The following is a 24,882-nucleotide window of genomic DNA, read 5'->3' on the forward strand; positions in this document are numbered from 1 at the left end:
CTATTAAAAAAAAATTTTTTAATTTCGATATTTATATTTCTAAATAGCTTGTTAATTCTTCCACATATTCGATAAGAGCTTGAGGTTCTTTATGTGCAACTAGAACAACATCTGCTACTAATACACCAGTAAAAATTTTGGATAACTCTCTGCTTAAAAAAGTTGCACTAACATTTTTAGATTTTGAAATTCTATCAAAAGTTTCTAAAAAACAAATTCTATAAATTAGATTGCCACCCCATTCTCTTTCAGTAATATCAAACCAAAGTTGTGCAACATCTGTCATGATTCTGGTGTACTTGTAAGGGTCATCATTCTTTAAAAACTCTAGAGAAGGTTCTTTTTTCCACGGCTCTGCTGTTAGATGTCCAGCCCACCATAATCTTGATATTGCATTTCTTGTAAAAGCGGTCCGATCGGTTCCATTAAATAACCATCTTGAAAGAATAATACTCCTAGGAGTATCTTTTAATGGCCATCTATTTTGAACATAATTCATGAATTGTTTATGACATAAAGTAGTCCATAGCCTTTTATCTGAAGCATTAATTAAATTCAGGTTTTTAAGGGATTCATAAATAATTATTGAACTTTCTGAATCGGATTTGGGATTTAATTTTGAATTTATTTCTTCAATATCTAAGTTTAAATTAGTAGGAATTAAATCTGCTTCTTCAAAAATAAATCCTTCAGAATTAATATAATTTTGGGCAAGTTGTTTTTCATCTTTAAATAATTCAACTTCCCTTGTTAAAGATTCTTGTTTTGATGTTCTTATAACTTTTAAATTTTCCATTAATAATCCTCCTCCGATTCAGCATCTTTATCACTAATAGTTAGATAGGAAATACCTCTCTTCATAGGATCTTTAAGAATCTTCTGAGCTATTTCAAGAGGTGTTAAATTTTCTAGTTCTTGAGATTGATCAAAGATTAGTTGATTAAGTCTTTGAAACCATGTTTTTTCTGAGAATTCATCACTTGAATTATTTTCTGAATTGATTACGTAATTCACAGCCTGTATAAGAACTGGAAAAACAATTCCACTATGGATTATGTCTGCTTTACTTTCTCCAAAATGAATATATTCATCATATGAACTTTTGGGAAGTTGAATCATAATTCTATCTCTTCCAAAATCAACAGAAGTTTCCTTTTCTTTCTCATCAATATGAAATGTTACTGCCATAAAACTTACAGAGTTGCTTTTTTTTGGATCCCATTCATGATCAATTAATTCGCTCCACTGTGGGCTTTTAGCAATAATATCGCTCTTGAGAGCGGGAAAACTTGATGGGAAATTTGTTGATAAAAGTTCGGGTTCAACTGTAAGAGTTTGATTAGTAGCTAGATAAAAAGAAAAAAAGATTTTTTTATTTAATTCTCCAATTGGGAATGTGATTTTGAAAATTCCTTCAATGAATTCGTCATATCTTAATTCAATTATTTTTGAGAAATATGATGATGGGCTAATTATTTTTAAGTAGAGAGAAGCTTCATTATTTTGAAAATAGCCATTTAATTTTTGATCATTAATGCTTGGTAAGGGTACCTCAAGTGAAACACCATCATTTTCAATAAACCAAGTAAAGGATTTAAAAGTAAATAATGCCTCTTTTTCATAATCGCCTGGATTACCTAAAACAGGGTTTGGATAAGAAACTCTACTAATCATTAATATGCCCCAATAGTCAAATTAGATGAAGTCGGGAATTCTACCTCTAAATAAAAATCATCATTCTTATCAAGTTTTAAGTCTTTAAAAAGTAGCTCATCTACTGACGAATTGGATTTTGTAGAATTAAGAAGTTTGAATTTTTTTATTGGGAAAAAACTTTCCCCATTTTCTGTAAGAGTAAAGCCAAGTCTTAGGTTACCTTCAACGTTTTTAAGTGCTTTTATATTTATTTTGCTAATTTTTGGATTCCCATCCATCCTTGTACGAATAATTTGAAGATCTTCAGAAGGAATGTTTGAATTTTGTTTCCCATGTTCGTCCTCCTTTGCATTGCCTCCAGTATTTCCAGCTCCATGACCTTTCCCTCCATTTGAAGTACCCTGGCCGCCTAAGTTTCCTGTATTACCTCCTGTATTTCCTTTTGAAGATGGTTTTCTTCTAACAACTCTAGATTTCGGATTTTTAGGCCTTGGGGCTTTCGGGTCAAAGACTTTTATATCTTTTTTGAGCCTCATTTCAAAAGTTTCTTGTTCTTGATCATTACCTTGATCTAAATCTGTTCCATCATAAAAAGTCTCAGTATCATTGCTTAAAGGATCTCCGGGTAAATATTCATTCGCCCCGGGAATTTCTTTGAAGGTCTCAATTTTTGGATCTAATTCACTTATCTCTTTATTAATAAACATCTTTAAATTTCTAATAGCAGTTGCATATTTCTTACGATCGTATTCTCTGGCAACTTCTACATTCTCCGCATTTATTTCTGTATGAGTGGGATCCTCGCATTCAGACAATAATATATTGCCTTCATCACTAAGAACCTTACAAACAGCTTGATATGGAGTACCACACTTTTTTGCAAAACTCTGTATTGTCATCAGAGGTTTTCTCATGATGCAGTATTTATTTTTTAATGTCGCATCATTTTTATCGAAATATATATCTAAATTCACCAAACCGAGGTCTTTAATTTCTTTAGTTATATTTTTAATATTTTTACCCTCGCCACTACATTTTAGAAAACCTTTTATGAGACTTGCATTATTAAACTTCCAATCTCTTTCTCCTAATCTGGCTTTACAGTTATGCTCTAAATAAGCAAGTTGCTCTTCTATGGTTTCAGAAGATAAATAACACTTAAGTTGGTTATTTTCAATGATTCTAAATTCAATTTTCTGTTCTTTAATTGCCTGAAAAAACGCATAACTTAATCCCATAGATAGTTTTAAATCCCATTCGTCTGATTCAGGAAATCCCCATACATATATATCTGTTCCAAGTTCATTTCTCTCAAATGGGATTTCTACATTTTTTATTTGATCACCTCTGAAAGATTGCCAATCATTTTTTGAAGAGCTTGTTATTCCAAAATATCCGGTTCCTTGAGTTTCTAAATCATCTTTAATATGTGTACAAAGATTAGACCGTCCTACATAAAGGTCTCTTGTTTGCATACTTTGATTTTCTGGATGAGAAATATGTTTTGAATAAACAGATATTGCTCTGAGTTTTGAAAAATTAATTAAGGCATTTTTCCCATGACCATAGGTTCCAGCAAGAGAACCTTGATGAGCACTAAATCCAGTTGATTTAAAAAATCTAAAGTAGGGACTCATCTTATGAGTTTCTGACCCATATAATCCTGTGGTGTTGTAATCGCTTATTACTAAAACCTTAATAGTAGGAGATTCAAGCATTTTGATTGATTCTGCCAGTCGGTTTATTTCGTTACTAGTCCAAGTACCATCGCCTGAATTTTCAAAATATTTTTTTGCAGAAGTTAATCTGTATAAATAATCATCTCTGCCAGGGAAATACTTTGAATCAATAGTTTCTAATTTGTAGGTTACTTTTACTGTCGCTTCAGAAGAATTAGTTGCATTAATGCAGTTTTGTGCACTTTCTCTGCCTAAATTATCTACCTTTTTGAATAAGTCTACACTTCCCAAATTTAAACCCTGTCTTTCTCCTCCAAATAGCGGAGGGAAAAACCATTCATTACTTTTAGAGTCAGTTTGATACATTATTTGAGTTTGAATGAAGAATCGCTGTTAGTACCGGAATCAAATTTTCTACAAATCTCGTTAACTTTATCTTTAAGAGCTTTTTTAATTTGTTGCGATTGTTGCTCTGTGTAGGAATAGTTGCTTTTGTTTGCAAGATTTCCAACTAGGTCTAAATATTTGAGAGCTTTTGGAACTCTCTTATTAGCCAATTCAATAAAGTGTTCAGAGTTATTTTTTGTAGCCAATTACTTTTCCTGTTTATGAGAATTTAATTATTGCATTAAAAATTAAATGCAATATATGAGATTTAGGCTTTCAAAACAAAAGTCTTTTTTGCCGTCTCATTTGCAGGGGTAAAAGCTGCAAGTGCTTTATCAAGTTCAGATTGAAGGAATTTTTTGATATTTTTAATATCTTCCTCTGTGTAGTCTGACCTTCTTGATGAAAGTTTTGAGAGGATATCCAGAGCATATGCGACTTTTTCTACGCGGCTGGTAGCCAATCTACAGAAAATATCTCTTCTGGATTCGACCGAATTTAAGTCTTGAGGAATAGATTTAGAAGTCATAATTGAAAAATAGAAAGAATAAATGAGAGTAAATCTGGTGCTCACTCAGGAAAAACAAACAAAACCTGCCCTGCTTTACCCCATATCAAGGGTGCTATAGCTCTCAGACTGCGTATAGAAGTCATCAGGACACCAGATAAACTTACTATTGACTATATATACATCAAATATATTTGTCAAGTAATTCGTTTATACCGTACATATGCAATATGTACGGATAAATAAATTGTCAGGCAGCTTTATTATCGCTTCCCTTAAGAAATCCCTTTAATTTATGTTTGATAATTTCTTCTGTATCTTCTTCCTTCGATAGAGCCAGCAATGAGCAATAGCCTGTCCCCTCCTTATCTGTCTCTAGTAAATGGCCTATATGTATATCTCTATTAATATTGCTGAATTTTAGAATTTCATGATCAATATCCATGATCTGAGAAATAATTCTGCTAATAAATATTGATTGTTTTATTTCTGTGGTTAATCCAACTGTAGCTAATGCGCCTCTTACCGAATTCCTGGAAAACAAATCATATTCTTTTCTTGTGATTTCACTCCAGTCAATTTCATCTTTTATAAGTTCTTCAGCAATTAGTTCTAGTGAAGGGATATATTTTTCAAGACTAAAACTTTTTATTTTCATTTTTCTAACTTTATCTTGCAGAAAAATCTCAGGAGTAGGCCAATAGTTTTTTAATCTTTGGTAGGTATCTTTTTTCCTTTTTTCAAGATCTTTATCTCCTAAGCTTGCAGGTTTATTTTTTTCTTTAGTATTTTTTTTGAAAGTCTCGGGTAGTAAATTTCCAAGACATGCATTCCATGCCCTTATATTGCTTGGAATTATTTTTCTGCCTTCCCTTTTTTTTGTCCATATAAGTTCAACTTCTTTTTTGTTTGATTCATACCAGTTAATAAGATTAAATCTAAGTTTGGGAACTAAATCAGGTTGAGTAAATTCGTTCTGATTTTTAATCGATTTCATTAATGATTTGCCGATTGCATATGCAACAAGCGGTGCAACGGCTTCTCCAATTTGGTGGAATCTATGTGAAGGCCCTCCATAAAAATTGAAACCATCAGGAAAAGATTGAACTCTCGCGGCTTCTCTGACGGAAAGAGTTCTATTCTGGTGAGGGTGAATATACCAGTAACCATCTTTTGACATATGAGCGGTTATTGTCAGACATGGTTCATTAGGTTTGAGAATATTGTATTTATCACCAAAACTCATTTTCTGATTTTCCTTTACTTTTTTACCTTCTCTGAAAGCTCTACTCGTAACTGAATATCTTCTTTGTTCTTCCGATAATTGAGAATATTTAACCCCGGTTGATCGCATTAATTTAAATGTCTCAAGATCATCTTCTCTGACTCTTCTTATCAGATGATCATGAATTATCTCGTCATCAATATTCAACCATTCCCTCATTAATGTTTGATACGGAGTTATGGGTCCTTCATAGCTATATTTTTCATTCCACTTTTCATCCCATCCTCCTTTAAGTGGAGGAAGATCTGAAATCGCTTGGTCTAATGTAACTGCTTTTTCGATTGAAGGACATTCAGGTTCTGGCCAAATCATTGGAGCGCATTCATTTATCTTTGTTCCTGAAATAAATAATCTTGGCCTGAGCTGAGGTACTCCATACTGCCATGCATAAATTAATTTGGGATTTATACGATATCCAGCTTTTTCAGCTCTATTAATTATTGATCTATATATTTCCTGCTCACCTGTCTGCGCAATATCAGTAACATTCTCCATTAGAAAAGCTTTTGGTTTAACCTGCTCCACTATCGAAATAAATGATTCCCATAATTCTCTTCTATCTTCATTCAGTTCCTGATGTTGAGAAGAAACTTCTTCGTTATGTTTTCTCCATTTGATATTTCGGGAGAAAGGCTGGCATGGTGGTCCACCTGCGATAAGTGATATTTCTCCACACTTATTAAGTTGTTCTGAAATTTCATTAATAACTTTTCTTTTGCTTAAATCACATTCATATGAACATCCACCAAAGTGATGTCTGTGAGTCATTATTGAATCGTTTCTGATATCGCAAGCCAGTATTACATCAAAATTTGCTTTTTTTAGTCCTAAACTTAACCCTCCTGCTCCTGAAAAAAGGTCAACAGCAAAATAAGGTTCTTTTTTTATAGATCGAACTTTTGCTGCATATTCTGGAAGTTCATCAAAACTGCATGAATCTACATGGGCCTCAAGTTCTGATGAAGGCCCTCTTACAGGACTTAATCTATGTGGATCACTTTTCCCTACTGCATTTTTATGAATCATGCGACCTCTTCACTCTGAGCATCAATTAACTGCTGGAGTTGTTCTTCACTTAAAAGATCAAGACATATTGAACCTCCAAGGGAATTTAGTTTTCTTATTGCAATTCTTACTTTGCTGTCTGGTAATTCAACTAGCTTTTCAGTAAGTATTCTATTTATCTTTGGGATCAGGCCAAATTCTCGATCACTCAAACCAAGATGAAGTTCCTGACTGGTAAATAATTTTTTGACCAGGGAATAGTCAGAATGATCATTCTCCATCATCCTGTCGGCGGCAAAAAAAAGTCTCGAGAAAGTATTTCTGCCATGTCCATTTATTGATGATGTCCCAAGAAATCTAAGTGATGGAACATGTTTCTTTCCTGTTCCAACAGTAAATCCATCTTCCGGATCAACCGGAATATTACCTCTCCATCTAAGCCACGGAATATTTGGATATCTTATTACGCATAGCCAGTGCCACATCCTCATATCAGTAAGAATATGAGAAGGCAGAGATTTGAATGTTGTATGAACACACTCAACTAATCTTGCATCTAGGTTTGCACCAATTACTTTTTCGAGAATAAGTTGATCTATAAGTGTTGAGAGATTCGTAAGATCAACCGTGCAATTCACTTCCTCTACACTTACAGAATCCGGATTTCTTAAAGCAGAAATAAGTCCATTACTTATTAGAGGTGATTTTAATCTGAAGAGTTTTTCGCTCATGCAACTTCCTCTTTTTCAAGGTCAATGGGAATATCTGATTCAAAACTGCACCCTCTTGCCATTATTTCGGCCAATTCCAGAATCTTTGTTTCCTGCTGGATTATTGAACTCATTTTTAGAATAAACTTCTGAAAAGATTCGGGTGATCTAAGTTCATTAGCAAGAGCAACAACCGCCTCATGTGGGGAAATATTAGTTTCAAGAAGATTCTTGGAAAATAGAGATAGAGTCTGAAGTTGTGATGGCGGCAATTGCTCAACAATTTCTTCACTGCTCAGGTCACTGTTTGTATTCAACATATTCTGGATGGAGTTCATCGAAATCGAAATAAGCATGGTCCAAACAGAGGAACAAATTGCGGTGAAGATGATATCTCTCTGAAGAGAATTGATATCTTTCCTCAAGGCCTTACTCATCAGAAGTTTTTTCAATGATCCAGTCACATCTGCATTCATTTCAATTACTGGAGGTTCACTTGGGATTAATCTCCATAACTGATCTTTACTTTCAGGGGGAAAGGATTGCCACTTTATGTTGAAGATGGAGTCGTTATTAGCTTCGGCGGTTGCAAAACGAATGGTGTGAATAAGACTCCTCCCAATTATCTGCCCCATTTCTGTGGCATAGCCGCTCCTTGATTTTTCTCCGGCAAATTGTTCTGTTCTTACAAGCAGAGCTTCTGCTCTGACTTCTTCTCCATTTAAAAAAGGTATATAGGAAGTCTCGGAAAAAAAGAATCCATCACCACCATCCTCTAAATCAATTATTTCTCTTCTACCTGTTGATCTGCTTATAAGACGACATATGAATTTAGCAGGAGGATTTTCTCTTTCTGTGGAATGAAGTGTTTCTTCCCATTCAAATGGTGCAGTTAGAAGTATTTCAAGTTTTGTCTTTTCAAGTTTGCCATTGAACTTGAAAGTAATTCCATTGCTTACTTCCTGAATCACCTCTTCAGAAATACTGTCTGGAGCTGTTATTCGAAATGCTCCATCAAGATCTATTGTTTTCCAGGGGACAAAATGCATAATTAACCCACCTTCCTGAAGCCAGCAATTTCAGGGTTTACTCCTGATGGAGGTTTGACTATGCACTCAAAAGGAACTGATGAAAATTGGTTTTCAGCAGAGAATACAAATCTTCTTGAATCAGAGTCGTCATATGAAATATATTGTTCACTTCCCATAAGTCGCATATCACTTATTCCCCACATTTCTCCCTGGCCACTGTCTGCAATGCTCTGGAAAGATAAATGTACTTTTGCAGTTCTGTTTGATTCACCTGATCGTACTAATTCGCCGGCTATTCTCCATCCATTGGCTTTTTTAATGAAGGAGCATTGATCTCTATCTATAACAACTTCAAGTGCGGAACTTTTTGTCTTGGATAGACTTTTCTTTTCTTTAATTCCTCTGCCAAGATTAATCATTCTTTTAAGCATTTCTGGTCCTTCATCAGGAGGAGCAATAAATGAAGTCAGTAAGTTCTGAATGAGGATCTGCCTTAGTTCATATCTTATTCCTCTAAGTCTGCTGGCATGACCTCTCCATGCATAACTTTCTCTAAGTCTTCTTGTTGTAGGCAGCCAGTCATCATGAGTCACTGGTTCACCTGCACGGAAATACTCTTCAGCGAATGCGTTATTTCCCCTGCTCAACTCTGTCTTGTCAGATGCGGCAATCTCATTCAAGGATGTACCTACAAATGCAGCTGCACAATAGGAACCTCCATCACTTAATTTTGTACCTTCGGCATAATCTATAACCATTCCAGAACCCCTTATAAGAGCAATGGTTGAACGGCATGGTAGACATTCCTCTTTCGAAGAGACTCTTGAAACTCCAAGTCTGACAGTACTTTTGAGCTCATCATGAAGAAGTTCAGGATTGTCTGAGGGTTCCACTCTTCTAGGTATGGGAAACTCAACATCAATTGAGGAACTTTCGCCTGGGAATAATGATTTTGCACCTTCGAAAGGTTCGACTCTTCCGCACTCAACGAATGGAGACCATATTTCATCAGCACGCGCTTCAGATATGTATTCAGCTGATTTCCCCTCTTCCCGAAATACCCTTGCTTTGAAATCAAGTCTTTCCCAGCTGATTGCAGGCCAGAACCATTTTGATGCAGCCTTTGTGAAATCTCTGCAGAGCTCCTCGGGATCTCTTATCCCTGATGAACCGGTATCATCGCGATCAGGTTCATGAAAAGTTGGGATGAGGATAGTTGTTCCGCACTCAGTTTCATTATCACGATTGAGAAGAATTTTTTCTGCATCTCTTTCTTTCATCCAGGTGGATTCTGCAATAGGAATTCCATCTTTTTCACTTTCAGATCCCATGTAGGCACCATCAAGCCATGATTTCCCGTCCATTTCATGAGCGGGAATTTCGCTTCTTCCAAAAATTCTTAATTTCTTTCTGCCTTCAATTCTTGATGAGAAAAGAACAGTGAATATTCTTGAATGCATCCAGCTGACTGCCTTTCCCAGCCCAAAGCTTCCTCCTAATCCGGACTCTTTTCCGGTTGAAAAATTCTGCACACAGAGCTTACGGAAATTTCCTTTCTCGTCCCAGTCATCACCTGTCAGTCCATCAGTTCCGTAATCACTGATTTTCAGACACACCAGGTCAGATGATTTCATGGATTCAAGTCCGGCCTTCAGGGTGAGGGCAGTTCCACTTGAACCTTTCACTGATGAAAGGTGAGGGATAAGAGTTTCACTGTTGATTGATTTAAGAAATTTCTCTTTTTTCTCTCCCTTCAGCACAATCAGATCAAAAAATATTTTCACCTTTTTATCCCTTCTCTGATCGAGACTGTTCTGACAGATTTCTCTGACAAGTGTTTCCAGCAGTGATCTTTTTCTCTGTGATCCACCTGCTTCAAAAATTTCACTTGCGGCATTACCACCACTGGATCTACCCTGTCCAAGCGATGGTGTCCCAATCCATTTCAGTTGTGTCTTTGCTGTTTTCAATTCCCCTTCAGACACTATATAAAGCGTTAATAAATGATAGATGCCACGATCAGATTGTCATCTCAAGGCCAGAGAATTGCAACATTTAGAAGCCATATTCTAAAAATTAATCATAAATTTCTTTACAGGTTTTATACGCTCCATCACTTGCAATAACCCCCCTATGGGGCACTGCTGATTTATATGGAAAGTTGAAAGTGGCTGTAGCGCATCAGCATTTTTATATCTCTGTGACCACTGCATGCACTTATCTCCAAAGCATTCATTCCTGAACGCCACATTCTGCTTATGGCTATATGTCTTAGATCATGAAATCTGAGAGTTTCAAGTCCGGCTTTTTTTCGGGCTTTATCGAATCCATTTCTCGCAGCACCTTTTGATAGTTCTATAACTTTCCCATCTCTTACCTGTAATTCCTCAAGAATCTTTAGCGCCTTTTCCGGCATAGGAACAAGCTTCAGTCCGGTTGAATTATCTATGGCGGCACAATTCTTTCTATATATATAGAGTAATTTTTTTTTCAGATCTATATTCCTCCATGTCAGGCTCAATAGTTCTGAGCGGCGGAACCCAGTTGTCAGAGCTAGCTTTGTGAGTCTCAGATGATTTTTATTGGATATCTGAGACAGCTCATATAAAAGTCTTCTCTCGTCTTGATCAGTGAAAAAAGGAGCTCTTGCATCTCCGGTCCCTCTTACTCTCAGATTCCTTGCGGGGTTATCTTTTATTTCCACGCCTCTTTCATCCTTTGCCCAATCGATCAGTACTCTTAATATCCTCAGTTCTCTCATCACTGTGTTGGGTTTCACCTTAAGTAATCGTTCATCTCGCCAGACTGCAAAGTGCTTTATCTGCAGATCACTTAGTGGAACATCTCCAAGCCAGCTTTCTGCCGTCACCCTGAGAGGATATTTCTCATTCTCCGCACTGCGGTGCAGCAGCAGCGGACCATTTATATAGTCATTGATTGCCTCTCCCAGGGTGATAGGGATATTCGGAAAAACTTTTTTTGTCCTCTCTTCGACTGCATCTGCCCAGGATTTTGCAAGATCTCTGGAAAGAAAAGTTCTGGACCTTGGACCGACATAATTCTTCCTTCTGATAAGGACCTGCCAGCCGCTGCCGCTTCTTCTGATTGTTGCCATTTCGGTGTCATCGTTTGTGTGATGCACCTCCAGATATCTGCCTTTAAAACAGAAAAGTGGACCCCAAAACGGACGTCCACTTCTGAATGATTTCTTTCTGCGATAGTGGTAATCTCACTGATACCAAGCTATCCCGCGAGTGCCCTCGTCGGGACTTGAACCCGAGACCTCTCCCTTACCAAGGGAGTGCTCTACCGCTGAGCTACAAGGGCAATTTAAAGTGGGCCGGGTTGGATTTGAACCAACGTAGGCAGAGCCAGCGGATTTACAGTCCGCCCCCTTTAACCACTCGGGCACCGACCCCCACTAATTGAACTTATCAGTTAATGGTCACTTTGTGTGAAAATGTTTTGGTTTTTTTGTTTCTTTCTAGATAGCATTTAGAAGAAAAGACTTTATTGCTGATGAATATTTTATTGATAAATGGACCAAACTTAAATCTATTAGGAACTAGAGAACCAGAAATATATGGTAATAAAACATTAAATGATATTGAAAAAGATTTAACTAAAGCTGCCCAAGAAAAAAGTATTAATCTTGATTGTTTTCAAAGTAATCATGAAGGTGAAATAGTAGATAAAATTCAAGATTCAGTTAAAAGTATTCAAGGTATTCTCATAAATGCAGGTGCTTTTACTCATACCTCGATTTCCATTCGAGATGCCTTAATTGGATCAAAAATTCCATTTGTAGAATTACATATTTCAAATATTTTTAGTAGAGAAGAATTTCGTAAAGAATCTTTTCTTACAGATAAAGCTATAGGCATAATTAGTGGATTCGGTATAAATAGTTATAGCCTAGCTCTTGATGGAATTATTGAGTATTTAACTAGAAAAGATTAAATGCTAGTCGATTTTAAAAGGCCTCCTTCTCATATTAAATATTTATCCTCATTAACCTCAGATGATTGGATCAAACTTGCATTATCTAATCCAATAGATATTCTTATTGATCATGCTCATTGTGAAAGAAAAGCAGCAGGAGTAGCTGTTCAATTGATGTTCAGATATCCATCAGAACCAAATTTGGCAGAAGTTTTAAGTCCAATTGCGAGAGAGGAATTAGAGCATTTTGAAAAAATACTTTATTTTTTAAAGGATCTTGGATATTATCTTAAGGCTTTAAAACCGCCTCCATATGGAGCAGAACTGGCTAAGAATATAAGAAAGGATGAACCCAACAGAATGCTTGATAGTTTCTTAATCGCAGGACTGATAGAAGCAAGAAGTCATGAAAGATTAAGCTTGCTTGCTCTTAATTCTGGAGAAGAATCTTTTAGAAATCTTTATAAATCTTTGCTTGAGAGTGAGGCAAGACACTTTGGAATTTATTGGAAACTAGCGCAAACTAAATTCTCTAAAAATCTAATTTATAAAAGGTTAGAGGAATTGTCTAAATTGGAGTCAGAGATACTCGCTGAGCGTTGTCTTATGCCAAGGGTCCATAGCTAGAAATACTTTTCTTATATAAGCATGATAATAAAAGAGTTTTTTAAAATATTTAAAGGTTTTAAAAGTGATTTGCCATCATTAACTATTGTTGGGGTTGGGCCTGGAGATCCCTCACTTTTAACAATTGCTGCTTTAGATGCAATCAAAAAAGCGAAAGTTATCGTTTCCCCCATATCAGATGATAATAAAAAGAGTTGTTCTGCCCAAATAGTCAAGAAATATACCAAATTCAAAAAAAATGTACCTATCATTTTCCCAATGGCTAGGAAGGATTTTGAACCTGATGAAATATGGTTTAATGCTGTAGAAAAAATTGTAAAATTTATACAAAATGGTGAATCAGTTGTTTTACTTTGTCTTGGAGATACTTCGCTATTTGCAAGCTCTTCTAATATTCTGAGGATAATAAAAAATAATTATCCTGAAATTATTACCAAAACCATACCTGGTATTTCTTCTATTTCAGCAGCAGCAGCTTTGAATGAGTTTGATTTAGTTAAAAAAGGTGAGACCTTGATAATCAAAGAATGCCCATCTTCTAATTTAGAATTAACCTCTTTAATAATAGAAAGCAGAGGGAATAAAATCGTTTTGGCAATTATGAAAGTTGGGAAAAGATGGAAGTTAGTCAGAGAAACCTTAAAAAAAGAAGATATTATCAATACATCATTAATTGCTTTAAATGTTGGCATGCCTAATCAAATTATTCAATATGCATCACAATATAAAGAGGATGTTATGCCTTATTTCTCTTTGATTTTGATAAGGTTCGATTAATGTATAAAAAAGAAAATTTTGAAGAAAATCAATTTACATGGCCAATATGTAAGGAACTATTATTTTTAGTTCTTGAAGATAAGGTGAGTGATGTTTTTGTTTGTGAATTGATTTGGGAAAGACTGTTTTATACTCAAGAACTACCTATAAATGATTGGGTTCCGAGTGCATTAACGCCTGCTTATTGGTCAGAAAAATTTGTAAAGGCTCCTCAAATTATTTCAGAGCGAATAGCATCAGTTCATTTGACACGATCAATTCCAAAGGAGCATAAACAGGGATTGAAAAATTTTCTTAATTTTAAAGGTTATAAGATTAACGAACTTTATCCAAGAAGAACTAGAAGAGCTACTGCAGTAAATTGGTTGATTTATTGGACTATTGAAAATAATTGTTTTTCAACTGATAATGATGTTATTCCAAGTCCGATTCCACCGCCTGTTAATCCAGTAAAAGGACATTTTGGTGATCCAGAAATTAAATAAATTTTTTGAGTAAGGTAAATGATTCTATTAAGGTTATAGTTGTAATGGATACTACTTTCTTTGGAGAGAAGAATTGATTCTTCCTACAATAGCAATTATCGGAAGACCTAACGTTGGGAAATCCACCTTGGTAAATCGTCTTTGCCAAAGTAATGATGCAATAGTATTTGATAAACCTGGTGTTACTAGAGATAGAACTTATCAAAATGCGTCATGGGGAGGTAAGGAATTTAAAATAGTGGATACTGGAGGTTTAGTTTTTGATGATGAAAGTGAATTTCTCCCAGAGATAAGAACACAAGTTTTTTTAGCTTTAGAGGAGGCCGCACTCGCTTTACTTGTTGTAGATGGAAACCAAGGTATTACTGATGGTGATTTGTCAATAGCAAAGTGGTTAAGAAACTCAAGCTGTAAAACAATTGTTGCTGTTAATAAATGTGAATCGACTACTCTTGGAATCTCTTTAGCTTCAGAGTTCTGGAAATTAGGATTAGGCGAACCTTGCCCTGTTTCCGCTATTCATGGTTCAGGTACTGGCGATCTTTTAGATCTCGTTATTGGCGAACTTCCTGAAAATAATATTCAGGATGAAGAAGAAAAGATAATGATGTCAATAATTGGAAGGCCAAATGTTGGTAAATCTAGTTTGTTAAATTCAATTGCTGGAGAAAAAAGAGCAATAGTTAGTGATATTAGTGGAACGACAACTGATTCAATAGATACGCTTATTAAAAAAGGTGATAACCAATGGAAAATTGTTGATACTGCAGGGATTAGAAGAAAGAAAAATGTTAAATACGGTACTGAATTCTTTGGTATTAATAGAGCTTTTAAATCTATTGATAGAAGTGATGTTTGTGTATTAGTTATAGATGCTATAGATGGAGTAACTGACCAAGACCAGAAGTTGGCAGGGCGAATAGAAGAACAAGGCAGAGCATGTATAATTGTCGTTAATAAATGGGATCTTGTAGAAAAAAATAGTTCAACAATTTATCAAGTAGAAAAAGAACTTAGATCTAAACTTTATTTTTTACACTGGTCAAAAATGATTTTTATATCTGCCCTAACCGGACAAAGAGTTGATAATATTTTTGAGCATGCTCTTAATGCTGTAAATCAACATAGAAGGAGAGTTACAACATCTGTGTTTAATGAAGTGCTTAAAGAATCTGTCAGTTGGAAAAGTCCTCCAACTAAAAGAAGCGGCAAGCAAGGTAGGCTTTATTACGGTACTCAAGTAAAGAATAAACCTCCCACTTTTAGTCTTTTTGTAAATGATCCTAAATTATTTGGAATAACTTATAGAAGATATATTGAAAAACAAATTAGATTAAATTTAGGATTTGAAGGAACACCTCTCCTTTTGCTTTGGAGAGGAAAACAGCAAAGAGCATTAAATAAGGACGTTGAAAGGGACAATATTGAGTTAATTCAGAAAGATTAATGAATTTACTTACCAAATTTTCTATTGGTCAATACGTTTATGGCAATAAAAGTTGGCTAAGAATTATAGATAGTAGATTAAAAATAATTATTGTAATGATATTCCTAATTACTCCAATTTGGGCAGGTCCAATATGGAGATTGTTTTTAGTGGGTTGTTTACTATTAATCACTTTTCTAAGTTTATTGCCACCAAGAGTATGGTGGCGATCATTATGTGTTCTCTCATGCTTATCGTTATTAATTGGATGTATATCAATACTCGCATCTTCTGATTTTCAATCTCTTGATAGCTACTTAAGAAATCCCAACGAGTTGCAAGTGGTACTGGAAAGCTATAAAAAATGGAATATTTTGCAAATTCCTTCGCAGAAGATATGGTTTATAAATTTTGGTCCTTATAATTTATCAAGAAAAGCCTTGGAACTAGGTATAAAAACTTCCACTTTGATATTTACTTTTATTCATAGTGTTAATTTGATGCTTTTAACTACATTACAAGAAGACATTGTATGGGGATTAGGTTGGTTTCTCTATCCATTAAGAAAAATTGGATTACCAATTAGTAAGTGGCTTTTTCAGTTATTAATTGCATTACGTTTTATTCCTTTAGTACAAGAAGAATTGCAAAATATAATTAAATCAGTGTCAGTTAGATCAATAAATTTTCGAAATTTAGGATTCAAGAAAGCCTTTAATATTTTTTTGATTTTAGTGGAAAGGTTATTTAAGAATATATTTCTGAGAATTGATCAAGGAGCAGAATCATTGCTCTCTAAGGAAAAAATTAATATAACAACCAATAGATTTAAAACTTTTTACCCTTCGAAATCTCTAAATGTAATTGCCAATACATTATCGATATGTTTTATTTGCATAGCAATTTTTCTTAGAAAACTGTATGGTGCATTATAAATAATACAATATTTTAATTTGAGTTCAGAGCATTATTTAAACCACCCAACATTTGGAATGTTATACCAAGTATCTCCTGGGAATGATGGGAGAGATATCTATGCAACTTTATATGCCCAAAAAATGTTTTTTTCCGTGGAAATTAGACAGAGAGAAGTTTTGTTTGAAGTAATACCTTATTTAGATGCTCGTAATCAGGCAGAATTAAACCTTCAAAGAGCTAGAAGAACAGGATCTGAAGATCTACCGAAATGGGAGAATTTATTCACACAAACTTTTATATAAAAGGTGAATCCTGCAAATTTTTTAAAAATCAAAAATAAAATCCCATCAAATGTAAATATCCTTGCTGTAAGTAAAGGATTTAAAAGTCAAGAAATCAAGACTATTCAAAATATGGGTCAGAATGATTTTGGTGAGAGTAAGTTTCAAGAGGCTTTTGAGAAGCAATTAATCCTAAAAGAACTTAAACAAATAAAATGGCACTTTATTGGACGAATACAAAATAATAAAATAAGAAAGATAGTGCAAAATTTTAAATACATTCATTCAGTAGATTCATTTGAAAAGTTGCAAAAGATTTCTAATATTTCATTTGAAGAGAATAAAAATCCATTCATAATGTTGCAGGTTAAGTTTAGTGATGACCCTAATAAAGGAGGCCTTAATCCTGAACTTTTAATATTGAAATGGAGAGAAATTCAAGAATTGAAAAATATCACATTATCCGGTTTGATGACTATTAATCCTAAAGGACTTAGCTCTAAAGAAAATTTAGAATTGTTTAAAAAATGTCGTTCCCTCGCTGATTCACTCCAACTTCCAGATTGTTCAATGGGTATGTCTGGGGATTGGGAGGAAGCTGTTGATGCTGGATCAACTTGGTTAAGATTAGGATCTTTGATTTTTGGAGATAGATTCTAATTAGTTATTTTTTTATAAAAATCTTATCTATAAACTTGCAGTAAAGTACAAGTAACGTTATTTAAGTATAGGTAGTTTATTCATTTAAAAAATGAATCTATTACTTAAGGTTCTTAAACCTTAGTAATCAATTTCAAGAGGATTTAAAAGGTGTCACTTATTTCTAGATTAAAGGCAGTTGTTGCAGGAGATGAGTATCTCGATGATGATTTTGATGAGTTTGATTATGCATCAGAGGATGAATTAAATGATATTAATGATTTCAAAAAAAATCCAAATGCCCTTGCAAATTCAAATCCATTCGATTTTATGAATAACAACAGATCATCAAAAGTAGTTGGAATGCCTGGGATCTCGAATTCATCCTCAGAAGTAAGTTTGATTGAACCAAGAAGTTTTGATGAGATGCCTCAAGCCATACAAGCATTAAGAGAGAGAAAAACTGTAATTCTTAATTTAACTATGATGGATCCTGATCAAGCCCAAAGAGCGGTTGATTTTGTTGCTGGGGGGACATATGCAATTGATGGACATCAAGAGAGAGTCGGCGAAAGTATTTTTCTTTTTGCTCCAAGTTGTGTAAGTGTAACTAGTTCTTCCCCAGAAGAAGCTACTCCTTCTTCCGGTTCTACAGAAAATACACCACAATATAGTTTTGGGAAAAACACTACTCCTGAACCAGCATGGGGTGATTCTAAATTAAGTGCTAATTCATGATTAATCTGTGACTGATAAAATTGCGATTATTGGTTTTGGAAATATTGCAAATGCTATAATAACTCCTTTATTAGATAAAAAATTCATTCAGCCAAATGATGTTTATTGTGTTGTAAAATCACGAAAAAGTTTAGAAAATATAAAACAAAATTATAAGCATAATATAAACGTCTATGAATCTAGTTCTAAAGAGTCAAAAATAATTTGGGATTGTCAAGTTAAACTTCTTTCGGTAAAACCTCAGCATCTTATAGATATATTTGAGCCCGATAATATAAAAATCAAGGACAATTTATTAGTTTCAATTCTTGCGGGAGTCTCCATAAATAGACTTACTAATAAATTTCCTAATCATAAATGTGTGAGAGTTGTTACAAATATTCCAATAACTGTTGGAAAGGGTTTAACAGGAATTGCTTGGTGTGAAAATCTTACAAAATATCAGAAAAAAATTACAAAAAAATTATTTGAAAATACAAGTAAGGTCTACGAATTTACTGAAGATTACCTTGATATATTTTTAGCATTAACTTCTTCAGGCCCTGCAATTGTTTCTTTAATTATAGAAGCATTAAGTGATGGCGGGTTGAGCGGTGGATTACCAAAAATACTTTCAGAAGAACTTGTTATGGAGATGATACTTGGAACTATCAGTTTAATAAAAGAAAAAAAATTAACTACTTCCGAGCTGAAAAATTTGGTAACCTCTCCAGGGGGAACAACTATTTCTGCTTTAAGAGTATTAGAAAAAAAGAGTGTAAGGTCAGCATTAATTGAATCAATAATTTCAGCTAGTAATCGAAGTAAAGAGTTTAGTTAGTTTTTGAGATTATTTTTTAAATCTATATAAACTTTCTCAAGCGACTCTATATTTTTAGTAATTGTATACCTTTCAAGTATTCGATCTCTAGCTTTTCCCGCGAGATATTTTGTAAATGAAGGATGTTCTACCAGAATTGGAATTATAGTTTTTAGTTGCGTAGCCACATTATCAGTTGAAATTACTATTCCTGCTCCATCATCTAAAACTTCACCATCAGCTCCAGCATCTGTAGCTATGCATGCAGTCCCAGTAGACATTGCCTCTAAAAGTGATAATGATAAACCTTCTACTAAGCTTGGTAAGAAAAATACTTCTGCTATCTGCATTATCGCGATCCTGGTTTCTAAATCTACTTCCGAACCCCACCAAATTAATTTCTCTTTACTAAGGTTAGAAAAACTATTTTCAAGTGTTGGCTTCATTGGTCCATCTCCAACAATAACTAATTTACAATTATTGTTTTTTGTTTGGCGCCAAGAACGTAATAGTGCTTCGATATTTTTCTCATTAGCAATCCTACCCATATATAAAAAAATTCTTTCATTTCCTAATTTATTTTTTACTTGATCATATTTTTTATTTCTTTCTCGAAAAGGTTGCCAAATATTTTCATCCACTCCGTTTGGAATAATTATTTGCTTTTCTTTAGGCACTCCTAATTTTACTAGAACATTTTTTTGAGGTTCTGAAAAAACGATTATTTTATCGAACTTAGCTAAAGAGGGAGCATAAAGTTGATATGTTAGTTGTTGAGTACTTGCAGTTAAATTTCGATTATTAGCATCAAATGCCGGGTGAAATGTTCCTATAAGTGGGACATTAATTTCATTACAAAGTTCTGGAAGTCTAAAGTCCAATGGGGATAAAGTTAGACTAGCGTGTACGATATCTGGTTTTAATCTTTCTAATGATAGTCTTAGTTCTTTTTCTGCTCTTAGAGAGGGGATAGTATAAACTTGGGACTTAATTAAATAAGGAAGACTTACATCAGGATCATTTGCTAGAAATAATGGTTTTGATGAATTAGTACTAGAGGGATTATCGAAATGAATAAAACTAATTTTATGACCTCTGGCCTTCAATTCCTCAGTGGTTGAATTGCAATAAGTTACGTTTCCACAAAAAGGAGATTTTTTACCCAACCAAGCAATATGAATCACATTAATTGAATGAACTATTTATAAAGTTAACAGTAAAAGTACCCAAGATCATAATTTTGAAATTTGTTAATGGTCCATGTAAATACTAACTATATAATTCCCTTAACATTTTTAGTGAAGATAGATCTTTTTCTAATTGAGTAGAGACCCAAGTTTCAATAATAAATAATATTTTTAGCCAAACTTTTTTAGGTCCTAATAATTCTCCGTTGGATTTTATAGGTAATTCGGGGAAGAGAAGTCTCTGCAATAAAGCTACTTCAGATGCATTAATCTTTAGTTTACTTTGAGGATCTTCGATGGATGAAAACCCCTCATTTGGTAAATAATAACAACTCCATTCCCAGTTCCCTAAAGGCGGAATAATAGGCTCTCCTGTTTTACAGCAATGATGAATAGGCAAATTAATCCCCCCAATTGCCAATAAATGGATTAAAGATTGAATACTTATTGAGAGCATTTTAATGTCTTCTTCTTTAGAAACTTCATATAAATAAATCCTATCTAAATGGGCAAGAACGCAGGACAAATAGTTTTGTTGCCTGTCATTATTACCCACTAACAAAAATGTTAATTCGGTTATTGCTTGCGCGGCTGCAAGACATTCAATATTTTTTCCTAGACCAGAATAGCTTTTTAATATTTTAATTTGTCTGACGGATTTAAGATTTCTTTTCCCAAAAATCTGCAAACTTAAATATGTTAGTGGCGTTGCTGCTGCCAGACTACTTTTTGGCCGTCTTGCCCCAGGTACAGCTAATCTAACTATTCCTTGCTCGTCAGTAAGAATAGTTATTAACCTATCATTTTCGCCTAATGGAGAAGCTTTAATACAGAGGCCTTCTAATCTGCACTCACCAGAACCAGACATTTAAATAATTTTTACTTCTTGAAAAATTTCATAAAACTTAGAAGTGCCTATGCAATTTATTCCAGCATCCAACAAATCAATAACTTGAGTGAGATTTTTTATGCCACCTACAATTTTAATTTGATTTTGGTTGCTTATTATTTTTAATATTTCGGGTATATCATTCGATGTAATTGGGGGACCAAACCCGTCCCCAAATTGAAAATTTTTTATTCCTAATTCCAAACATATCTCTATCGCATTGTACAAAACTTCTTCTTGTAGTTTTGATTTATTTATGATTATTGAAACTGGTAATCCAGATAACTTAACTTGCTCAATTTCAGCAGCAAAAATTTCTAAATTTCTCTTTGATAAATTGATAAAGTTTGGGATATATTCAATTCCGTTTGCACCTTTATCTTTTGCGAAACAGACTAATTCGTCAATAAATGAAACTGGTAAATCTGCTAAAGGGTAAGAAATGAGTGCGTTTATGTTTGGGCTGTAATTGCTCAAACGGTTTTTAAAATCAGCTAAAAAATTCAGTGAAGTAGAAATATTCTTGATATTATATTTTTTTATTAAATCGCAATTCGCACAGAAATCTTCCCAGGTTAGATAGGGGTTAATAATAATTGCATGAATTTTCTCGTTTAATTCATATTCAATATTTGGCATTTAAAAGTTATTTAGATTGAATCAAGCCATAACCTCCATGATTCCTTTTATATATAACTTGAATTTCATTATTTTTCTTATTTCGAAAAACATAAAAACTATGATCAATTAGATCTAATTGTTTTCTTGCTTCTTCTGATGAAATTGGATTCATTTCAAAGTACTTATTTTTTATAGATGGCTCAGGCAGACTTGCTTCTCTTCCTTCTTGGAATAAAGCTTTATCTATAAAGCTTGATTCGGCACTTTCATTAGGGAAAGACTCATTATTTTTAGAATGATTATTATGAGTTGTTTTATTATTTCTTTCTTTATATTTACGTAATTTTCTACAAAGTTTATTTGAAACTAAATCAATGCTTGAGTATAGATTTTCAGTTTTTTCTTCCGCTCTAATTACAGTGCCATTGGCAAAAATAGTAACTTCTGCAGTTTGGAATGAGACTCTTGGGTTCTTTTCTATTGAAAGGTGTATATCAGCTTCTTTAACGATATCCTTATAATGATGCGTTGCTTTTTCTATCTTTGCCTCAGTATATTCTTTTAAGGCTCCAGTGAGCTCAAGATTCTTTCCATGGATTAAAATTTTCATAACAAATCTAAAAATATTTACTTACTTTCTAAATCTACTTAAATATGCTTAATAGAACAGCAATAATTAAACAACCTGATAAAATTTCTTTTTTCAATGATGTTTATAAATTACAAAAAGAATATCAGCAGGCATTGATTTTAGATAACTCTAAACCTGATTTTATTTGGATAGGGGAGCACCAGCTTTGTTATACCTTAGGTAGAGGATCTAATTACGATAATTTACTATTTTCTTTGAATGATGAAAAATATGATGTTTTTAAAATTGATAGAGGCGGTGAGGTTACTTGTCATATGCCTGGACAATTAGTAACTTACTTAGTTTTAGATTTGAAAAATTTTAATAAAGATTTGAATTGGTATTTAAGAAAAATTGAAAAAATTATTATAAAAATTCTTGGAACTTATAATATAGAATGTCACTTGAAAAATGGTTTGACTGGTGTTTGGACAGGAAATAAGAAAATTGCTTCAATTGGGATTGGGTGTAAACGATGGATTACGATAAATGGATTTGCAATTAATTTTGACTGCGAATTAGAAAATTTTAATAAAATTATTCCTTGCGGAATTAAAGATTGTCTAATGGCAAATATGATTGATTTCAACAAAAATTTAAATATCAAAGAAGTCAAGAGAATTGTTAAAAAAATCATTCAGGAAGAATTTAATTTTGATTTTGTATCAAAATAGAAATTAAAATTCCAAAATCAATTTGATATGGGTGATTTAGCGTATTGGCATTCAGCCAAACCACTTTCTGTAAACTATAAATTTGCTAAAAATAGAGATTATATTAAGAATCTTAATCACATAGATCAAATTTGGGAGAATTTGAAATTTAAATGTGGCGATACTTTAGCTGTTTGTGATTTAAGAGGGAAATATAAAGAAAAATTCTCTTATTCTGAGTTAGCTGATTTAATAACAAAAGTATCTTTTTCTTTTAAAAATTATGGGTTAGTCAAAGGTGATGTAGTTACTTTAATCTCTGAAAATTCTCCAAGATGGCTCATAGCAGATCAAGGATTAATGCGTTTAGGAGCTATAAATGCAGTCAGAGGTATTAATTCTCCTTCAGTAGAACTGGACTATATTATTGAGCATTCTAATTCAGTAGGGCTAATAGTTCAATCTAAGGAGACTTGGTTAAAATTAAGTCACAAAGAAGAATTAAAAAAGAGACTGAGATTCATAATTAATTTAGAAGATGAAAAATTTGAAAGTTTAATAAGTTGGAGTGAATTTATAAGTGCAGGAGAAAAAGAAAATTCTCGGAATAATATTATTGAAAAATGTAATCCAAGAATTGATGACGTTGCTACTATTCTTTACACTTCTGGGACAACTGGAAAACCTAAAGGTGTTCCCTTAACACATGCAAACCTTTTGCATCAAATAATTAACTTAGCCTATATCGCTGATCCAGAGCCTGGTACTTCTGTATTAAGTGTGCTACCTATCTGGCATTCTTATGAGAGGAGCGCTGAATACTTCTTTTTCTCATGTGGTTGTTCTCAATACTATACAATCCCAAAATTTCTGAAAGATGATATTACACAAATAAAACCTGTTGTCATGGCTACTGTACCGAGACTATGGGAAGCAATACATGATGGTTTTTTTCAGGCTTTGAAAAAAATGCCTCCCAAAAAGCAAAAACTTATTAAGTTTTTGATAAGTAATAGTTCGGTTTTCAAAAGAAGTCTTAGAAAGATAAGAAATATAGATATAAATCAAATAACTTTTAAATCAAAAATCCCCTTACTGGGTTCTGTTATTAGCCGATATCCTTTACATAAATTGTCTACTATTTTTTTATGGCCGAATATTCTTAGACAACTATGCGGAGAAAAACTGAAATTTCCCATTAACGGTGGAGGTGCATTGCCAGAACATGTAGATCTTTTTTTTGAATCTTTAGGTGTAGATGTTTTGGTGGGATATGGACTCACAGAAACTAGTCCAGTATTAACTTGTAGAAGAAGAGAATTAAATGTTAGAGGATCATCTGGTCAGCCTCTAGCATTTACTGAAATCAAAATAGTGAATGATGATAAAAAAAAGATTCTGAAGTTCAGAGAAGTCGGAAAAATTCTTGTTAGGGGGCCGCAAGTAATGAAAGGTTATCTTAATAATGAAATAGCTACAAAAGATGTTTTATCCAAGGATGGTTGGTTTGATACTGGTGATTTAGGTTTTCTAATACCAAATGGTTCTCTTTTTATAACAGGAAGAGCCAAGGATACGATAGTGCTATCAAGTGGTGAAAATATAGAACCGAATCCGCTAGAGACTGAAATCCTTAGTTCTGAATTTATTAATCAGATTCAACTAGTAGGACAAGATAAGAAATGTTTAACAGCCCTTGTAGTTCCTAATGTCGAATTGGTTAGAAGCAAGTTTTTGGAAGAAGACCTTTCAAAATTAAACCTGAATAAGAATATTGGTACATTTTTTAAATCAAAAATTAATAATATGCTTAAAAGTCGATTAGGAGCAAGATCAGAAGAACAAATATTAGATTGTTATTTTGTTGATGCTTTTACTCTAGAAAATGGGTTGTTAACACAAACTCTTAAACAAAAAAGAAAAGAAATAGAAAAAAAGTATTCATTACAAATAGAAAATATGTATGAAAACAAATTTAGTAAGAAAATTTGATTTGTTCTATCTATAT

Annotated in this window: 27 protein-coding genes and 2 tRNA genes; 12 read left to right on the forward strand and 17 right to left on the reverse strand. The window is 33.5% G+C overall.

Features of this window, described 5'->3' with window-relative positions; genetic code table 11:
• Nucleotides 1–31 precede the first annotated feature (31 nt).
• The 13 genes from HA143_RS02080 to HA143_RS02135 form a co-directional block, all read right to left on the reverse strand.
• Nucleotides 32–796, reverse strand: a complete 765-nt coding sequence (locus HA143_RS02080) for a DUF6339 family protein (RefSeq protein WP_209082995.1) — start codon at nt 794–796, stop codon at nt 32–34.
• Nucleotides 796–1,674, reverse strand: coding sequence for a hypothetical protein (locus tag HA143_RS02085; protein ID WP_209082996.1), 879 nt, complete (start codon nt 1,672–1,674; stop codon nt 796–798). The genes HA143_RS02080 and HA143_RS02085 overlap by 1 nt, the downstream gene beginning before the upstream one ends.
• Complete coding sequence (locus tag HA143_RS02090) at nt 1,674–3,701, reverse strand: hypothetical protein (protein WP_209082997.1); 2,028 nt, start codon at nt 3,699–3,701, stop codon at nt 1,674–1,676. Before HA143_RS02090 ends, HA143_RS02085 begins: the two co-directional genes overlap by 1 nt.
• Nucleotides 3,701–3,928, reverse strand: coding sequence for a hypothetical protein (locus tag HA143_RS02095; protein WP_025973737.1), 228 nt, complete (start codon nt 3,926–3,928; stop codon nt 3,701–3,703). Before HA143_RS02095 ends, HA143_RS02090 begins: the two co-directional genes overlap by 1 nt.
• A gap of 62 nt (nt 3,929–3,990) precedes the next feature.
• Complete coding sequence (locus tag HA143_RS02100) at nt 3,991–4,251, reverse strand: hypothetical protein (protein ID WP_025973738.1); 261 nt, start codon at nt 4,249–4,251, stop codon at nt 3,991–3,993.
• A gap of 229 nt (nt 4,252–4,480) precedes the next feature.
• The gene (locus tag HA143_RS02105) at nt 4,481–6,541 is read right to left on the reverse strand and encodes a DNA cytosine methyltransferase (RefSeq protein WP_209082998.1); all 2,061 of its coding nucleotides are present in this window, start codon (nt 6,539–6,541) and stop codon (nt 4,481–4,483) included.
• Nucleotides 6,538–7,251: a DUF6339 family protein gene (locus HA143_RS02110; RefSeq protein WP_209082999.1), complete on the reverse strand. Its 714-nt coding sequence runs from the start codon at nt 7,249–7,251 to the stop codon at nt 6,538–6,540. Before HA143_RS02110 ends, HA143_RS02105 begins: the two co-directional genes overlap by 4 nt.
• The gene (locus HA143_RS02115) at nt 7,248–8,279 is read right to left on the reverse strand and encodes a hypothetical protein (RefSeq protein ID WP_209083000.1); all 1,032 of its coding nucleotides are present in this window, start codon (nt 8,277–8,279) and stop codon (nt 7,248–7,250) included. The genes HA143_RS02110 and HA143_RS02115 overlap by 4 nt, the downstream gene beginning before the upstream one ends.
• A gap of 2 nt (nt 8,280–8,281) precedes the next feature.
• Complete coding sequence (locus tag HA143_RS02120; protein ID WP_348534772.1) at nt 8,282–10,021, reverse strand: hypothetical protein; 1,740 nt, start codon at nt 10,019–10,021, stop codon at nt 8,282–8,284.
• Nucleotides 10,022–10,410: 389 nt separating this feature from the next.
• Nucleotides 10,411–11,040 (reverse strand): site-specific integrase, encoded by a 630-nt coding sequence (locus HA143_RS09720; protein WP_348534773.1) that lies wholly within the window; start codon nt 11,038–11,040, stop codon nt 10,411–10,413.
• 143 nt (nt 11,041–11,183) lie between these two features.
• Nucleotides 11,184–11,387 (reverse strand): hypothetical protein, encoded by a 204-nt coding sequence (locus tag HA143_RS09725; protein WP_245210838.1) that lies wholly within the window; start codon nt 11,385–11,387, stop codon nt 11,184–11,186.
• 129 nt (nt 11,388–11,516) lie between these two features.
• Nucleotides 11,517–11,588: transfer RNA gene (locus HA143_RS02130), tRNA-Thr, on the reverse strand.
• 9 nt (nt 11,589–11,597) lie between these two features.
• Nucleotides 11,598–11,679, reverse strand: a tRNA-Tyr gene (locus HA143_RS02135).
• Between the two features lie 101 nt (nt 11,680–11,780).
• Between HA143_RS02135 and aroQ the strand changes: the two genes are divergently transcribed.
• The 10 genes from aroQ (at nt 11,781) to proC (ending at nt 18,914) form a co-directional block, all read left to right on the forward strand.
• The gene (gene aroQ, locus HA143_RS02140) at nt 11,781–12,221 is read left to right on the forward strand and encodes a type II 3-dehydroquinate dehydratase (RefSeq protein ID WP_209083003.1); all 441 of its coding nucleotides are present in this window, start codon (nt 11,781–11,783) and stop codon (nt 12,219–12,221) included.
• Complete coding sequence (locus HA143_RS02145) at nt 12,222–12,830, forward strand: tRNA-(ms[2]io[6]A)-hydroxylase (RefSeq protein ID WP_209083004.1); 609 nt, start codon at nt 12,222–12,224, stop codon at nt 12,828–12,830. It abuts the gene before it with no gap.
• Nucleotides 12,831–12,851: 21 nt separating this feature from the next.
• On the forward strand, nt 12,852–13,607 hold the full coding sequence (locus tag HA143_RS02150; RefSeq protein ID WP_209083005.1) for a precorrin-2 C(20)-methyltransferase: 756 nt from the start codon (nt 12,852–12,854) through the stop codon (nt 13,605–13,607).
• A complete protein-coding gene (locus tag HA143_RS02155; protein ID WP_209083006.1) occupies nt 13,607–14,092 on the forward strand; it encodes a DUF1823 family protein in 486 nt (161 codons plus the stop codon). The genes HA143_RS02150 and HA143_RS02155 overlap by 1 nt, the downstream gene beginning before the upstream one ends.
• Nucleotides 14,093–14,165: 73 nt before the next feature.
• The gene (der, locus tag HA143_RS02160; RefSeq protein ID WP_209083007.1) at nt 14,166–15,539 is read left to right on the forward strand and encodes a ribosome biogenesis GTPase Der; all 1,374 of its coding nucleotides are present in this window, start codon (nt 14,166–14,168) and stop codon (nt 15,537–15,539) included.
• Nucleotides 15,539–16,453: an energy-coupling factor transporter transmembrane component T family protein gene (locus tag HA143_RS02165; protein ID WP_209083008.1), complete on the forward strand. Its 915-nt coding sequence runs from the start codon at nt 15,539–15,541 to the stop codon at nt 16,451–16,453. Before der ends, HA143_RS02165 begins: the two co-directional genes overlap by 1 nt.
• A gap of 18 nt (nt 16,454–16,471) precedes the next feature.
• Nucleotides 16,472–16,738 (forward strand): PII-interacting protein PipX family protein, encoded by a 267-nt coding sequence (locus HA143_RS02170; RefSeq protein WP_209083009.1) that lies wholly within the window; start codon nt 16,472–16,474, stop codon nt 16,736–16,738.
• Nucleotides 16,739–16,741: 3 nt separating this feature from the next.
• Nucleotides 16,742–17,377 (forward strand): YggS family pyridoxal phosphate-dependent enzyme, encoded by a 636-nt coding sequence (locus HA143_RS02175; protein WP_209083010.1) that lies wholly within the window; start codon nt 16,742–16,744, stop codon nt 17,375–17,377.
• Nucleotides 17,378–17,527: 150 nt separating this feature from the next.
• Nucleotides 17,528–18,094: a cell division protein SepF gene (locus HA143_RS02180; RefSeq protein ID WP_209083011.1), complete on the forward strand. Its 567-nt coding sequence runs from the start codon at nt 17,528–17,530 to the stop codon at nt 18,092–18,094.
• A 7-nt stretch (nt 18,095–18,101) separates the two neighbouring features.
• Nucleotides 18,102–18,914 carry a pyrroline-5-carboxylate reductase gene (gene proC / locus HA143_RS02185; RefSeq protein WP_209083012.1) on the forward strand — a complete coding sequence of 271 codons (813 nt, stop codon included), beginning with the start codon at nt 18,102–18,104 and terminating at the stop codon, nt 18,912–18,914.
• Here proC and HA143_RS02190 read toward each other — a convergent pair.
• The 4 genes from HA143_RS02190 to hpf all read right to left on the reverse strand — a co-directional run bounded on the left by HA143_RS02190 (nt 18,911) and on the right by hpf (nt 22,200).
• Complete coding sequence (locus tag HA143_RS02190) at nt 18,911–20,077, reverse strand: glycosyltransferase family 4 protein (RefSeq protein WP_209083013.1); 1,167 nt, start codon at nt 20,075–20,077, stop codon at nt 18,911–18,913. The genes proC and HA143_RS02190 overlap by 4 nt on opposite strands.
• 85 nt (nt 20,078–20,162) lie before the next feature.
• Nucleotides 20,163–20,948 carry a DNA repair protein RecO gene (gene recO, locus HA143_RS02195; protein ID WP_209083014.1) on the reverse strand — a complete coding sequence of 262 codons (786 nt, stop codon included), beginning with the start codon at nt 20,946–20,948 and terminating at the stop codon, nt 20,163–20,165.
• On the reverse strand, nt 20,949–21,608 hold the full coding sequence (locus HA143_RS02200) for a 2-deoxyribose-5-phosphate aldolase (RefSeq protein WP_209083015.1): 660 nt from the start codon (nt 21,606–21,608) through the stop codon (nt 20,949–20,951). It abuts the gene before it with no gap.
• A 7-nt stretch (nt 21,609–21,615) separates the two neighbouring features.
• Nucleotides 21,616–22,200 carry a ribosome hibernation-promoting factor, HPF/YfiA family gene (hpf, locus tag HA143_RS02205; protein WP_209083016.1) on the reverse strand — a complete coding sequence of 195 codons (585 nt, stop codon included), beginning with the start codon at nt 22,198–22,200 and terminating at the stop codon, nt 21,616–21,618.
• Nucleotides 22,201–22,244: 44 nt separating this feature from the next.
• Here hpf and lipB point away from each other — a divergent pair, with 44 nt between their 5' ends.
• A complete protein-coding gene (lipB, locus tag HA143_RS02210) occupies nt 22,245–22,895 on the forward strand; it encodes a lipoyl(octanoyl) transferase LipB (protein WP_209083017.1) in 651 nt (216 codons plus the stop codon).
• Between the two features lie 27 nt (nt 22,896–22,922).
• On the forward strand, nt 22,923–24,866 hold the full coding sequence (locus HA143_RS02215) for an AMP-binding protein (RefSeq protein ID WP_209083018.1): 1,944 nt from the start codon (nt 22,923–22,925) through the stop codon (nt 24,864–24,866).
• The last annotated feature ends 16 nt before the right edge of the window (nt 24,867–24,882 follow it).

Source organism: Prochlorococcus marinus CUG1415, assembly GCF_017696015.1.
In the GTDB taxonomy this organism is placed as follows: domain Bacteria; phylum Cyanobacteriota; class Cyanobacteriia; order PCC-6307; family Cyanobiaceae; genus Prochlorococcus_A; species Prochlorococcus_A marinus_AE.

Bases quoted from the DNA above. Each gene is read 5' to 3' on its own strand.
- HA143_RS02215 (WP_209083018.1), top strand. From the start codon at position 22,923: ATGGGTGATTTAGCGTATTGGCATTCAGCCAAACCACTTTCTGTAAAC.
- HA143_RS02080 (WP_209082995.1), bottom strand. From the start codon at position 796: ATGGAAAATTTAAAAGTTATAAGAACATCAAAACAAGAATCTTTAACA.
- HA143_RS02090 (WP_209082997.1), bottom strand. From the start codon at position 3,701: ATGTATCAAACTGACTCTAAAAGTAATGAATGGTTTTTCCCTCCGCTA.
- lipB (WP_209083017.1), top strand. From the start codon at position 22,245: ATGCTTAATAGAACAGCAATAATTAAACAACCTGATAAAATTTCTTTT.
- HA143_RS02115 (WP_209083000.1), bottom strand. From the start codon at position 8,279: ATGCATTTTGTCCCCTGGAAAACAATAGATCTTGATGGAGCATTTCGA.
- HA143_RS02200 (WP_209083015.1), bottom strand. From the start codon at position 21,608: ATGCCAAATATTGAATATGAATTAAACGAGAAAATTCATGCAATTATT.
- recO (WP_209083014.1), bottom strand. From the start codon at position 20,948: ATGTCTGGTTCTGGTGAGTGCAGATTAGAAGGCCTCTGTATTAAAGCT.
- HA143_RS02155 (WP_209083006.1), top strand. From the start codon at position 13,607: ATGTATAAAAAAGAAAATTTTGAAGAAAATCAATTTACATGGCCAATA.
- HA143_RS02100 (WP_025973738.1), bottom strand. From the start codon at position 4,251: ATGACTTCTAAATCTATTCCTCAAGACTTAAATTCGGTCGAATCCAGA.
- hpf (WP_209083016.1), bottom strand. From the start codon at position 22,200: ATGAAAATTTTAATCCATGGAAAGAATCTTGAGCTCACTGGAGCCTTA.
- HA143_RS02145 (WP_209083004.1), top strand. From the start codon at position 12,222: ATGCTAGTCGATTTTAAAAGGCCTCCTTCTCATATTAAATATTTATCC.
- HA143_RS02085 (WP_209082996.1), bottom strand. From the start codon at position 1,674: ATGATTAGTAGAGTTTCTTATCCAAACCCTGTTTTAGGTAATCCAGGC.
- HA143_RS02150 (WP_209083005.1), top strand. From the start codon at position 12,852: ATGATAATAAAAGAGTTTTTTAAAATATTTAAAGGTTTTAAAAGTGAT.
- HA143_RS02105 (WP_209082998.1), bottom strand. From the start codon at position 6,541: ATGATTCATAAAAATGCAGTAGGGAAAAGTGATCCACATAGATTAAGT.
- aroQ (WP_209083003.1), top strand. From the start codon at position 11,781: ATGAATATTTTATTGATAAATGGACCAAACTTAAATCTATTAGGAACT.
- HA143_RS02110 (WP_209082999.1), bottom strand. From the start codon at position 7,251: ATGAGCGAAAAACTCTTCAGATTAAAATCACCTCTAATAAGTAATGGA.
- HA143_RS02165 (WP_209083008.1), top strand. From the start codon at position 15,539: ATGAATTTACTTACCAAATTTTCTATTGGTCAATACGTTTATGGCAAT.
- HA143_RS09725 (WP_245210838.1), bottom strand. From the start codon at position 11,387: ATGACACCGAAATGGCAACAATCAGAAGAAGCGGCAGCGGCTGGCAGG.